Annotated in this window: 12 protein-coding genes and 1 pseudogene; 6 read left to right on the top strand and 7 right to left on the bottom strand. The window is 52.5% G+C overall.

Annotation, left to right across the window (positions count from 1 at the left end; translation table 11 throughout):
* The first annotated feature begins 266 nt into the window (after positions 1-266).
* Positions 267-1,655: a group II intron reverse transcriptase/maturase gene (ltrA, locus tag ACFIOZ_RS16800; protein WP_386079569.1), complete on the top strand. Its 1,389-nt coding sequence runs from the start codon at positions 267-269 to the stop codon at positions 1,653-1,655.
* Positions 1,656-1,775: 120 nt separating this feature from the next.
* On the opposite strand, the gene uraD is transcribed toward ltrA, so the two are convergent.
* Complete coding sequence (gene uraD / locus ACFIOZ_RS16795; protein WP_386079847.1) at positions 1,776-2,315, bottom strand: 2-oxo-4-hydroxy-4-carboxy-5-ureidoimidazoline decarboxylase; 540 nt, start codon at positions 2,313-2,315, stop codon at positions 1,776-1,778.
* Between the two features lie 146 nt (positions 2,316-2,461).
* On the opposite strand from uraD, the gene uraH reads away from it, so the two are divergent.
* The 3 genes from uraH to ACFIOZ_RS16780 all read left to right on the top strand — a co-directional run bounded on the left by uraH (position 2,462) and on the right by ACFIOZ_RS16780 (position 4,945).
* A complete protein-coding gene (uraH, locus tag ACFIOZ_RS16790) occupies positions 2,462-2,815 on the top strand; it encodes a hydroxyisourate hydrolase (RefSeq protein ID WP_386079845.1) in 354 nt (117 codons plus the stop codon).
* A gap of 15 nt (positions 2,816-2,830) precedes the next feature.
* A complete protein-coding gene (locus ACFIOZ_RS16785; RefSeq protein ID WP_386079844.1) occupies positions 2,831-4,033 on the top strand; it encodes a urate hydroxylase PuuD in 1,203 nt (400 codons plus the stop codon).
* Positions 4,034-4,198: 165 nt separating this feature from the next.
* The gene (locus ACFIOZ_RS16780; RefSeq protein WP_386079842.1) at positions 4,199-4,945 is read left to right on the top strand and encodes a GntR family transcriptional regulator; all 747 of its coding nucleotides are present in this window, start codon (positions 4,199-4,201) and stop codon (positions 4,943-4,945) included.
* Between the two features lie 13 nt (positions 4,946-4,958).
* Here the strand turns inward: ACFIOZ_RS16780 and ilvY are convergent, their stop codons facing one another.
* Entirely contained in the window at positions 4,959-5,837 is an 879-nt protein-coding gene (ilvY, locus tag ACFIOZ_RS16775) for an HTH-type transcriptional activator IlvY (RefSeq protein WP_211594711.1), read from the bottom strand.
* Between the two features lie 208 nt (positions 5,838-6,045).
* Between ilvY and ilvC the strand changes: the two genes are divergently transcribed.
* Together ilvC and modF are read left to right on the top strand one after the other, a co-directional pair.
* Positions 6,046-7,518: a ketol-acid reductoisomerase gene (ilvC, locus tag ACFIOZ_RS16770; RefSeq protein WP_386079839.1), complete on the top strand. Its 1,473-nt coding sequence runs from the start codon at positions 6,046-6,048 to the stop codon at positions 7,516-7,518.
* A 123-nt stretch (positions 7,519-7,641) separates the two neighbouring features.
* The gene (gene modF / locus ACFIOZ_RS16765; protein WP_386079837.1) at positions 7,642-9,129 is read left to right on the top strand and encodes a molybdate ABC transporter ATP-binding protein ModF; all 1,488 of its coding nucleotides are present in this window, start codon (positions 7,642-7,644) and stop codon (positions 9,127-9,129) included.
* A 51-nt stretch (positions 9,130-9,180) separates the two neighbouring features.
* Here modF and ACFIOZ_RS16760 read toward each other — a convergent pair whose 3' ends face one another.
* The 5 genes and pseudogenes from ACFIOZ_RS16760 to ACFIOZ_RS16740 form a co-directional block, all read right to left on the bottom strand.
* Positions 9,181-9,468, bottom strand: coding sequence for a helix-turn-helix domain-containing protein (locus tag ACFIOZ_RS16760; protein ID WP_386079835.1), 288 nt, complete (start codon positions 9,466-9,468; stop codon positions 9,181-9,183).
* Between the two features lie 527 nt (positions 9,469-9,995).
* The gene (locus ACFIOZ_RS16755; protein WP_386084120.1) at positions 9,996-10,352 is read right to left on the bottom strand and encodes a GNAT family N-acetyltransferase; all 357 of its coding nucleotides are present in this window, start codon (positions 10,350-10,352) and stop codon (positions 9,996-9,998) included.
* Between the two features lie 132 nt (positions 10,353-10,484).
* Positions 10,485-11,033, bottom strand: coding sequence for a hypothetical protein (locus ACFIOZ_RS16750; protein ID WP_386079833.1), 549 nt, complete (start codon positions 11,031-11,033; stop codon positions 10,485-10,487).
* A 206-nt stretch (positions 11,034-11,239) separates the two neighbouring features.
* Positions 11,240-11,712 (bottom strand): annotated as a pseudogene (locus tag ACFIOZ_RS16745) (transposase).
* Between the two features lie 272 nt (positions 11,713-11,984).
* Complete coding sequence (locus ACFIOZ_RS16740) at positions 11,985-12,653, bottom strand: hypothetical protein (RefSeq protein WP_386079832.1); 669 nt, start codon at positions 12,651-12,653, stop codon at positions 11,985-11,987.
* Positions 12,654-12,741 lie beyond the last annotated feature (88 nt).

The following is a 12,741-nucleotide window of genomic DNA, read 5'->3' as shown; positions in this document are numbered from 1 at the left end:
GCGTCATGGCGGGGTAAGGTGGCTACACTCACCAAAGCCCGATACTTGCACGGAACGCCATGACGTAAATCCGACAGGCATAAGCGGGAAGGTCGCGCGTCTTACCCTGGGAGGTCTGGTGGTCTGCCACGGTGCTACCGGCGTCGAGAGGCGACGGGATGGATCACCAGACGTCAGCCGAGGCCATAGTAAGTGCCGGTTCACCACGGCACCAAGGGCCGAACATGAAGAACCGCGAGTAGGCGATAACGTCTCGAGGATCGATCATGAAGACAGACCATGACGCGAATACCGTCACTCACCCAGAGGGGCAGGGGCAGTACTCCGAGTCCCAGCCGGTGAGCGTCGAGACGAGCCCGGCGTCGTTATCGTGGACGAAAGCGGAGCCAACCTCGCTCATGGAACGGGTCGTTGACCCGGAAAACATGGAGCGAGCTTACCGTCGGGTGGTTGCCAACAAAGGCGCACCGGGTGTCGATGGCATGATGGTGTATCAGCTAGCCGACCACCTAAAGACGTACTGGCCAACGCTGCGCGAGCGGCTGCTGGCCGATCAGTACCACCCCAGCCCGATCCGAGCAACCACGATCCCTAAGCCCAAGGGTGGGACGCGGCAGCTCGGTATTCCCACGGTTACCGACCGCCTAATCCAGCAAGCGCTGTCCCAGGTACTGATGCCGATCTTCGACCCGGGCTTCTCCGAGTCGAGTTACGGCTACCGCCCCAAGCGGAGCGCCAAGCAGGCCGTCTCGGCCATGAAGGCCCACGTCACCGCCGGTCACCGCTGGGTGGTCGATCTTGACCTGGAAGCCTTCTTCGACCGAGTGAATCACGACCTGCTGATGGCACGGGTCGCGCGGCGCGTTGACGACAAGCGTGTACTGCGTTTGATCCGTCGCTATCTGGAGGCGGGTATGTTCCAGCATGGCTTGCCCACGCCGAGGCGGCGGGGGACACCCCAAGGCGGGCCCCTCAGCCCGCTACTGGCGAACATCCTGCTGGACGACATGGACAAGGCGTTGGAACGCCGAGGCCACCGCTTCTGCCGCTACGCCGACGATGTACAAATCTATGTACGGAGCCGACGAGCAGGCGAGCGGGTCATGGGCAGCTTGAGTGAGTATCTCGAGAGCTCACTTCGGCTGACGGTCAATCGCCGTAAAAGTGCGGTGGATCGGCCATGGCTACGCGGATACCTGGGCTACAGCCTCACTCGGCACAAGCAGTCGAAACTGACGCTCGCCAAGACAAGCCTGACACGCATGATGCAGCGTGTCCGTGAGATCCTGAAACGTGGCAGGGGGCGTAACATCCAACGGGTAATCGAAGGGTTGAGGCCAGTCCTACGAGGATGGGCTAACTACTTCAATCTTGTTGATGTGAAACGCCCCTTGGAAGCACTGGATCAATGGATACGCCGGCGCTTACGCGGCCTGATCTGGCGACAATGGAAACGCCCATCGACTCGGCGTCGGAAGCTGCGAGGGCTAGGCCTAGACGGGCACCGCGCCTGGAAATCGGCGGGGAACGGTCGAGGCCCCTGGTGGAATGCCGGGGCTTCGCACATGAATCAGGCCCTGCCGAGGAAATGGTTTTATGACCAGGGACTGATCTCGGTACTGGATACGGTAAGATGGCTTAAACGTTCTGCATGAACCGCCGTGGTACGGAACCGTATGCCCGGTGGTGTGAGAGGACAGGGGAGGCGACTCCCCTTCCTACTCGATTACAAAAATGAGTGTTTATCCTGTGGTGTTTAAAACGTTGCATTAAAACTAGGATTTTGTCGCCCGGTCAATTAAGCGAAAACGTGCAATACGGATGATCTGCTCAATAGCCGTTTGCCGTTCGGTGGCCCCATCGTTGTTCAGGCGCTCCTCGAAAGCCGCTAATATGGCATGCCGATCCAATCCTTTAACGGCAATGACAAAGGGGAAGCCAAATTTCTCCTTGTACGCCGTATTAAGCGCCTCAAAGCGCGCAAACTCCTCGGGGCTGCACTGGTCGAGCCCGGCGCCTACCTGTTCACTGGTTGAGTCTTGAGTGAGTTCACCCGCCATAGCCGCTTTGCCCGCCAGGTCAGGGTGGGCTTGAATCACTCTGATTTGCTGTTCGCTGCTCGCCTGCTGCAACATAAGCCCCATAAGCTCAGCCAGTGCATCGGGACTATCGTGAGCCTCATTAAGACCGTGCTGCCAAGCGGCTTCGGCCACCCAGGGCGAATGCTCATACACATCCCCATAGTGATGGGTAAGCATTTCAAGGCTGCACTTACTGGGCGCGGGTGAAAGCAGTAACGGCTGTGATGTTGGCACTGGCACTCTCCAAAGCGGGCAATGTTAAAGCGTCGTTGATTCACAATGTACGAGGATGGAATTACTGTATACAACAAATAGCATCAAAGGTACTCTTTGACCAATTGGTCAAATAATGCAGACAACGCTATCAATAAGGAGTGGCTATGGGACGCTTAACCACCCACGTACTGGATACCGCCAAAGGTCAGCCAGGCCAGGGGATTACTATCGAAGTATTCCGCCTTACCGGTAATGAGCGCCAACATCTCAGTACCGTAGTCACTAACAGCGACGGCCGCTGCGATGCGCCTATTTTAGAGGGCGATGCGCTAACCGCGGGGGAGTATGAGCTGCTGTTCCATGCTGGCGGCTACCTGCGTGCCCAAGGCGTTGAAGCCGCCGAGCCGCGCTTTTTAGACGTTATACCGCTGCGTTTTGGCGTCTCTGATGCCAGCCAGCACTATCATGTGCCGCTACTCCTCTCGCCCTATGGCTACTCAACTTACCGCGGTAGCTGATAGGGGACTCCCGTTATGCAAGCGTATCTAATCGATTTTGTTAATTTGCTGCTGCGCTGGCTGCATGTCATTGCGGCCATCGCCTGGATCGGCGAGTCGATCTATTTCGTGATGTTGGACAATAGCCTGCGCTCGCCGAAGGCAGCGGAAGACCGCGAGAAGGGCGTGTTTGGCGAAATGTGGTCGGTGCATGGCGGCGGCTTCTACCACAACCAGAAGTACGCCACGGCGCCTGCCAAGCTGCCCAATGACCTGCACTGGTCATTCTGGAAAGCCTACACCACCTGGCTTTCCGGCTTCGCGCTGTTTGTGATTCTCTACATGGTCAACCCGGGGTTCTATCTGGTAAACCCCAACAGTGAGTGGCAGTGGGCCGCTAATCTGACCGGCTGGCAGGCCAACCTGCTGGCGCTGGCATTTCTGCTGGGCGGCTGGGTGGTTTACAACGAGCTGTGCAAGCGCATTAGCCCCAATATGGATCGCGACGGCCTGCTCAGCATCGCAGTTGCCGTCATGATGGTCGTGGTGGCCTACCTAAGCACGCAGATGTTCACCGGGCGCGCTGCGTTTCTGCTCACCGGCGCCGTGATGGCGACGGCGATGTCGGCTAACGTCTTCTTCTGGATCATCCCCGGTCAGCGCCGCATGGTAAAAGCCATGAAAGCAGGCGATCCACCCAACCTGCTGGATGGCAAGCGCGGCAAGCAGCGCTCGGTGCATAACACCTACTTCACGCTGCCGGTCGTTTTGCTGATGGTGAGTAATCACTACTCGTTTATCTACTCCCACGAGCTTGCCTGGGTGGTGATGGTACTGTTTATCTTTGCTGGTGCCTTGATACGACAATTCTTTGTTTTAATGCACGCAGGCAAAACCCAGCCCGCCTACCCAGCCTTTGGGGTAGGGCTTATTCTGCTGGCGTTTTGGGTGGCTGCACCGAGTGCATCGTCAACAGGTAGTGATGCTGGCGCCCAAGGGCCCGACCAGGCACAAATCACCGGTTTGATTGAGCAGCACTGCGTGCAGTGCCACGCACGCAACCCGGAACATGCCGGTTTCTCAGCGCCACCCGCAGGGTTTGCGTTTGAGAATTGGGATGAGATTCTGGGCCATAAAGCACAAATTCAGCAGGTGGTGGCCAGCCGCTATATGCCGTTAGGCAATATGACCAACATGAGCGATGAAGAGCGCGATATGATTGCCGCTTGGGAGGAGTAATCAGGCTTTGAACGAAAACTGCCTGCGCTCGACAATACTGCGTTAAAAATCGCCTCGAAATGCTCATTTACACCCCGTAAACTCCGCTTTCTCGTCGATTTTTGCCTTGTCTAGTCTTCGCTCGCCGACTTTTCGTACAAACCCTTAGGCCTTGAGAGGATAGCTATGAGTGATGCGCAGGCGCCGGAAAAGCGGCGTGCTCCTGTTAAAGAGGGCAAAGAGAGTAAAAAAGAGAGCAAAGAGGGCGATGAGCGCCACGAGGCAATCTACCGTGCGGTGAGCGATGCGATCGTCGAGCAGCGGCTGAAGCCCGGCGCACGGCTGCGCGAAGATGCACTGGCGGATGTGTTTGGCATTAGTCGCACCGGTATTCGTAAAATCCTCCAGCGTCTGGCGCTAGAGCAACTCGTTACGCTAACGCCGCGCCGCGGCGCCAGTGTTACCCGCCCCACCGCCGACGAAGCCAAAGACGTGTTCGATGCTCGCCAGTTAATTGAGTGCGGATTAATGCCCGATGTAGCGCGGCGCATGGGTGAAAAAGAGGCGGGGGAGCTGCGCGAAATGGCCCGCCAGGAGCGCCAGGCGCTGCGCAGCGGCCAACAGAGCGTCGCCATCCGGCTATCGGCCGATTTTCATGTGCGTCTAGCCCAGCTTTCGGGCAATGCCACCCTGGCAGAATTTGTCGAGCGGCTATGCTCCCGCTCATCGCTGATTTTGGCCGTTTACGGCCACCGGGGCCACTTAGGCTGCGAATCCCACGACCACGACGATCTGATCGGCTACCTGGAGGCAGGCAACGGCGAGCGTGCCAAAGCCTTTATGAGCCGCCACCTAAAAGCCATCGAAGCCTCGCTCTCCATGGTGGAAGAGGAGGAGAGCGCACCGGATCTGCAGCAGATATTTGGCGGGTAAGGGCGGTTGTCGCTTACATCAAGCGCCAAAATGCGTCGACTAATGGATTTTTTAGGTTTTTCTTTAGGGTAAACAAGCCAATATCGTAGGGCTCCAGTTCCGGCGTCACGTCGAGCACACGAATGCGATCCACCAAGGGACTGTTGTCGAGGACGATTTTTGGCACCACGCCAATGCCAAAGCCCAAACTCACCATACTCACAATGGCTTCATTACCGGTGACCTGGGCATAAATGCGTGGGGAGACATCCAGCTGGCGAAACCACTCATCCACACGGGCTCTTGAGACACCACTCTCCGATAGAATCATCGGGATGCTCGCCCACTCTGCCGGTGTGGTTGGCGTGCTCGTTGGCACATTCGGCACCTGCTGCTCAAGGGGCGCAATAAACAGCAAAGGCGACGTGGCAATGGATTTAAACGCCAGGCCACGCGGCAAGTTGGCAGGCTGGGCGGCAATGCTTAGATCCTCTTTACCATCCAGAACATGGGCAATAGCGTGTTCTGGATCCCCTGTGCGCAACTTGATTTCAATGATCGGGTAGGCAATACGAAAGCGGCGTAGTAGCTCGTGCAAAAAGCTGTAGCTGGCGGTGACGGAACCATACAGGCTGATTTCACCGCTTAATTGATCAGGATTGTCCGTCAATTCATGACGAATCAAATTCCATTGGCTGCTGGCATCGCGGGCGTACTTGAGAAACTTCTGCCCCTCCTGGGTCAACACCACGGTACGGTTGTCGCGGTTAAACAGCGACACCCCCAGCTCCTCTTCCAAATGCCGGATGTTGCGCGACAGGGCAGAAATGCTGACGTAGCACTCATCGCTGGCGCGACCAAAATGCAGGGTTTCTGCCAAGGCCAGGAACTGTTTTAAAATTTTAAAATTCATAAACGCCATGATAATTGAGTTTTGCAAAAAAAGGGACATGCTGTTGCAAATATATCAATTTAAGAAATGGTCGTTTTTGGGTAGATTAGCCTTACTCACATAACGCTTGATCTCGCATCTGGCGATTGTGTCACTCTTTTAAGTACCGGTTTTAGCATTGATGTGCCTTACATCGATGTTGTGCTCATAACATATCAGGATGCTAACGATGGCTAACTACTTCAATACGCTGCCGCTCCGCGAGCAACTGGCGCAACTCGCCAAATGCCGTTTCATGTACAGCTCTGAATTTGCCGATGGCGTAGAAGCACTGAAAGGCAAAAAAATGGTCGTTATCGGTTGTGGCGCTCAAGGCCTTAACCAGGGCTTGAACCTACGCGACAGCGGCTTAGACGTCTCTTACGCCCTGCGCCCTGAAGCCATTGAGCAAAAGCGTCAGTCCTGGAAAAACGCCACCGAAAACGGTTTTACAGTAGGTACCTACGAAGAGTTGATCCCCACAGCCGACGTCGTTTTGAACCTGACGCCTGATAAGCAGCACACCGCTGTTGTGACAGCGGTCATGCCGTTGATGAAAGAGGGCGCCTGCCTCTCTTACTCCCACGGCTTCAACATCGTGGAAGAGGGCATGAAAATCCGTGATGACTTAACCGTCATCATGGTAGCGCCCAAGTGCCCAGGCTCCGAAGTTCGCGCTGAATACGTGCGTGGTTTCGGCGTTCCCACCTTGATCGCTGTTCACGAAGCCAACGATCCTAAAGGCGAAGGCCTTGCCCTGGCAAAAGCCTATGCAGTGGGCACTGGCGGCCACAAAGCGGGCGTGTTGATGTCTTCTTTCATCGCCGAAGTTAAATCCGACCTGATGGGTGAACAGACGATCCTTTGCGGCATGTTGCAAACCGGTTCTCTCATCTGCTTCGACAAAATGATCGAAGAGGGTATCGAGCCTGGCTACGCCGCTAAGCTGATTCAGTACGGCTGGGAAAACATCACGGAAGCACTGAAGTACGGCGGCGTGACCAACATGCTGGATCGTCTCTCTAACCCAGCCAAGATCAAAGCCTTTGATCTAGCTGAAGAGCTGAAAGAGATCATGCGTCCGCTCTACAACAAGCACCAGGACGACATCATGAGCGGCCACTTCTCGCACACGATGATGGAAGACTGGGCCAACGATGACGCTAACCTGCACAAATGGCGTGCAGAAACCGCCGAAACCAACTTCGAGAAAACCCCTGCGGGCGACGTAGAGATTACCGAGCAGGAGTACTTCGATAACGGCATCTTGATGGTGGCGATGGTTAAAGCGGGCGTTGAGCTGGCTTTTGAAACCATGACCGCGGCGGGCATTATCGCCGAGTCTGCCTACTACGAGTCGCTCCACGAAACGCCGCTGATCGCCAACACCATCGCGCGTAAGAAGCTGTACGAAATGAACGCGACCATCTCTGACACCGCGGAGTACGGTTGCTACCTCTACAACCACGCTTGTGTACCGCTCTTGGCTGACTTTATGAAGGGCATCAAATCCGATGTTATCGGTAAAGGCCTGGATCTGGACGACAACGGCGTTGATAACGCGCGTTTGATCGAAGTTAACGATGCGCTCCGCGCCCACCCGGTAGAAGCCGTTGGCGCAGTGCTGCGTGGCCATATGGCGGACATGAAGAAGATCGTTTAATCGGCTGATTAAATGATAGACCGCTAAGTCATCAAAAAAGCCGAGATATCGCCACGATATTCTCGGCTTTTTTGTCTTATTGCATACGAACAGTGATTTTGCCAAACAATAAGGAACACATTGATGGAGCCTTCAAGCCGCTTAGAACGCATTCAGTTAGAAAAAGCGACGATCAGTTTTGATGATCGCTTCACCCTAAGCGAGATTGATTGGATCATCGAACCCCACCAGCATTGGGTTATCACTGGCACCAATGGCTCAGGAAAATCGGCCCTGGCGGCAGCGTTGGCGGGCGTGGGTAAGATTGAAGCGGGCACTATTCAAGGGCTTCCCAAAAACATTGGCTTGGTCTCTTTCGAAGCGCAAGCCGAACTGATCGCCAAAGAGTTAAAAAAAGACGATGCCGATATCATGGATGTCATTTCACTCGGCACCCCCGTCAATGAAATGATTTTCGAGCAGTGCCAAGACCCTGAACTTGCCAGCGAGCTGGTCGAAAAGTTCGGTCTTACGAAGCTACTCGACCGTGCCTTTCGTAAGCTCTCCACGGGCGAAACCCGAAAAGTCATGCTGATTCGTGCTCTGTCGAGCAAGCCGGACTTGCTGATTTTAGACGAGCCTTTTGATGGTTTGGACGTCGACACCCTAGCTATGCTGCAAGCCCATCTCGCCTCCATCATCGACACCGTTCCCATGGTAATGGTGCTGAATCGCTTTGATGAAATGCCGGACTTCATTACGCATATTGCCTATCTGGATAAAGAGCGCTTGGAGAAAAAGAGAGGGGATAAGAAGCGGGGAGACAGTGGGCGATTAGCGTTCACCGTAGACCGTCAAGACGAAGCCGCCTTCAATGAGCTTTATCAGTTGCTGCATTTGAAAACCACCGACCTAAGTCTGCCCGAGGCCGATCCAGCGACTAAATTACCCGCTCTCGACCCCAGCCAGCCGTTAGTGAAGCTCAAACAAGCAACTATCCAATACGGCGATACCGTGATTGTCGATAAGCTCGATTGGACGATAGAGCAGGGCCAGCACTGGCAACTAAGCGGCCCTAACGGCAGTGGCAAAACCTGCGTGTTGTCTTTGATCACAGGGGATCATCCCCAGTGCTATACCAACGATATTTTTGTGTTTGGCTTCCAGCGCGGTAACGGTGAAAGCATCTGGCAGATCAAGCAGTTTATCGGCTATGTCTCCACCGCCCTGCAGTGGGAGTATCGCGTTAGCACCAGCTGCAAAAACGTGATTATTTCAGGTTTTTACGACAGCATCGGTGTGTACACAAAAGCCACCGATCATCAGAAAAAAATCGCCGACCAGTGGCTCGAACTACTGGGCATGCAAGAGCGCGCCGGTCAGCCCTTTAACAAACACTCCTACGGCGACCAGCGTCTGCTACTCATCGCCCGCGCCATGGTGAAGCACCCGCCACTTTTGATCCTGGACGAGCCTTGCCTCGGCCTGGACGACATGAACCGCCAACTGGTGCTCGCTCTTATCGAGAAAATCTGTGAAGGTAAAGAAACCACGGTGCTCTACGTCAATCACCACACAGAAGACAAGATAAAGGAAATAGACAATCATTTGGCGCTGGAGAAGAATCACTAGTTGGTGGGGCAGGCGCGCATGACCTACTGGCGTAGGCCATGCATCATAGTGTCACGCGCTAAGCGCCTTTAATACGGCTTGAGGCTCTTTAGATACGACGTTCAATAGCACTAGAGCGGGGCCGTGAGGGGCTCTATCACCGCGCTCCCAATGGCGCAGTGTACTGACGCTGATTCCAAAGGCTGAGGCAAACTCATTCTGCGACATACCCAACTTGGAACGTATTTTTTTGACCTCGACTGGCCCGAACTCATGCACGATCGCTTTTCCTACCTGCCCGCTGGAGTATTCAATGGCCTCATCCAGGCCCTGCTTGATACTTGCAAATGCGCTACTCATATTAATCACCATATCTTTCAAGCAACAGGTTGGTAAGCTTGTTCAGTTCATTACGTTCGGACTTTGAGATATTCGCTTTCTCGCCTTTGCCGAAAACGGTCAAAAGGAACAACGGTACGCTTTCATTGTGATAGTAGTAGATAACCCTTACCCCCATCTGCATCTCGCGTCTGGAGATAATGCTTTTGAAGTAGTAAAACAAGATGACCTTAAGCAGGATGGCAAAACGGACAAGTCGAGCTTGTGCTCGATCGGATAGTGCACTGCGTGTTCAAAGGTGCTTGGGTGGAGCTAATCTTGGTAGTTGATCACCCTCATGGCGTTCTGATCGTAGTTACAAGCCTTGAAGCGCGGCATGCTGACCACTCCTCGTTCGTTTTCTCGATCCTACCAAAACTAAGGCGTCAGCGGGGTTTTTCTACAGGCTCAACGTATGCTCACTGGAGCGAGCTTTAGCCCGCCCAAGCGAGCGATTTGAACCAGTTGTTAGGTAGAGCCTTCGAACTGGACGCAGGTAATAAATAGGCTTATGTACTAACAAGCACTTTCTCCATCTTTTTCGAATCATTTGGCATTGGCGAATACCCTTGTCTGAGGTACCACGAAACAAGCCAGTTCGAATCGACTGTGCGATCAAAAGCGTGGGGCTCTAACCTAATAGATGCGCAGCGAAGGCTTTTGGCAAGTTCCTCTGAATACAAAAGCAAGCTGTGACCTACACCTTGGCCCCGGTACTCAGGAAGAACAAATATTTCGTAGATGAAGCCATTCCCTTGGTCGCTCCAATCATCGTAGCAAAGAAAACCAACCTCACATTCATATATTTTTGCAATGTAACTTTTCGACCTTCCGTTACTTGCGCGCCCTGCAAGATCGCGGAGCATTGAATTCGAAATAAGAGTTGGGTTTTTACTTTCGGTGATGGATAACACTTGCGCTCCAGGATTGAGATTGGCCTAATGCCGCTCAGCATGCGCAGCTTTGTAATGAAGGCGTAGCAGCAGTTCCTGCGTTTGTTAAGCACCAAGGTCATTATAAAATGCTGAAATTTCACTATGCACAATCTCTTTTATTTGGTTTAGATCACTCCTCATGGCTTTAAATTCCTCATATGAAGGAATTTCTTTATCGAAAATCACTTTATTGCGAAGCACTCTTTGTGGCTTATTTGACTTGTTAATTGCTTCAATAACATTCTGCGCTCCAAGCAAGCGAAATCTACTGAGAGCTTGGCTCTTAGATGGCCAGGAATCAACAAGTCTGCGATCCCTCTCTTTTATTTGATTCATTCTGGCTTTTGAGATTACATTTAGAGGTTCTCCAGCTTCCTCCATTCTTCTAGATATACCACCAACTATAGTTATCAATCCAGACCATGCATCGAAATACTCGTCAACTTTTCCAGCAGATGTCTCTAAAGTATTTATCTTGTGCTCAAGAAGATATTTATCTCTATCATTTCTATTATTTGTGGAATTAACCATGTACGTTGCGCATCCAGTAATCAACGCACCAAGCCCAATCTTTACTGCCGTGTCGACGACGTCTAGTAATTCCGTAGCCATATTTCTCCTAATTTGTGACGATTAACGAGGCTGTAGAAAAACCCGATTTTGAGCCGTCTCCACCGCCTGTTGTCCTTATTCATTTACCCAGCCAGTCACCTGGTTGAGTAATCTTAATATCGGCATTTAGCCACTTGAGCGCCCAGCTAAAGCTTGTTGAAGACGCGTGTTGCTCTTAAAAAGCAGCTTAGCCTGCTCTAAGCCCTTCATGACGCGGCCAAATGACCATAATTCGCTAACTTCTCAATGTTGTGCACCAAACAGTAGAGCTGCCACTGACCTTGCACCTTTTTCTTACCCCGAAGGCTGAAGTGGTTCAGTCTTTTCGTTGTGCCAATATTGCCGACGGGTTCCACGACTGACATACGATGGCTGTAATTTTCTTTGCCCTGGGGCTATCGACTCGCTGCTTAATCCAGTCTGCGTAAATGGGTAAGTGTTTGTTCTCGATAATAAAAGACACTTGTCGCCCTGCGCCTTTGTGATGGTCGGCCGAGCTCGGGTTCTGCATGCATCGGTATTTCTTTGGGCAGTGCCTACATTGCAGCAAACGCCCTTCGAAGTGAACCCGGATCTTGCCATTGCCAGTTTCTCGTTGCCCGCGATAGGACTGTTTTTCGCCGGTTGGGCAGATAAACGTTAGCTTTACAGGGTCAAACTGGAACGCGCTAGCTGGCATCGTCTCTTGCCAGCTTTTGTCCGGCAGGTTCTGATGGCGCTAGTCGAGCTTTTGCTCAATCAGGTAATGAACGGCGTGTTCAAAGATCCCTGGCTGGAGCTGATCGTGGTTATAGGGCTTAAAGCACGGCATGTTGACCACTCCTCGTCTGTTTTCTCGATCCTACCAAAACTTAGCCGTCAGTGGGGTTTTTATACAGCCTCAACGCATACCAGCATGCGCGGCTAAGGAACGAAGCCGCAATATAGAAGATGTCGCCGTGACAGGCCTTGTTATAAATCCTTTCGCTTCAACTCAGCCAACGATCTCTCAACTCCGTTAGCTAGATCAATTGCTTTTTCCAGTAGCTCGAAAATGGAATCTACCGACAAATCAATCTTCTTGCCATCTTTGTCTAGACCTGCTCTATGAACGCAGTCATGCCTCTTTTTAACAGCATGAAATAGCCATGAGAGATCCTCAAATCTATGACCTAGTACATCTCTATACATAGGAACGACTTTTTTGAGGTCGTGGAAAATTAGGCCTCTAAGATATGTTGAAACCGTCAATTTTAGAGTGTCTTTCTGTTCATATATCTCACGAAGGGTGAACTTTCGATTTGCAAACTCGGGATCCGACTCGACAAGCTTTCTGGTTAATTCCTCGGAATTGCATACGTTATGAATAAAGGCACCAGCAAGATATCCTTCCAGTGCAGAAACGACATGTGCATGAATCATCACAAGGAAGCTAAACTGTGCACTTTGGGGCACGTCCATCCTGAGAATTTCGCCCACACTACTTAGCTGTTCTGCCAGTAATTCAAAATGGTTTTTGTCTTCGTTCTCTGAGAACCACTCATACTCTTCTTCGGAGAATTCATCGATCAAATCATCTATAAATTCCGGATCACCCGGACTGCGACCGTACATTTCACATAAGTCTTGATAGTCACTCACTGGTTAGTCATCCCCAACTTAGAACGTAGGCTCATGATTTATAACGCCAGCCAGCATGAGCGGCTACAAAATAGAGGCAAAGCCGCAA

It is taken from the genome of Vreelandella sp. F11, from assembly GCF_042466685.1.
Lineage (GTDB): Bacteria > Pseudomonadota > Gammaproteobacteria > Pseudomonadales > Halomonadaceae > Vreelandella.
The sequence above is the reverse complement of the archived record's forward strand: the minus strand, read 5'-3'. Positions and strand labels throughout refer to the sequence as shown.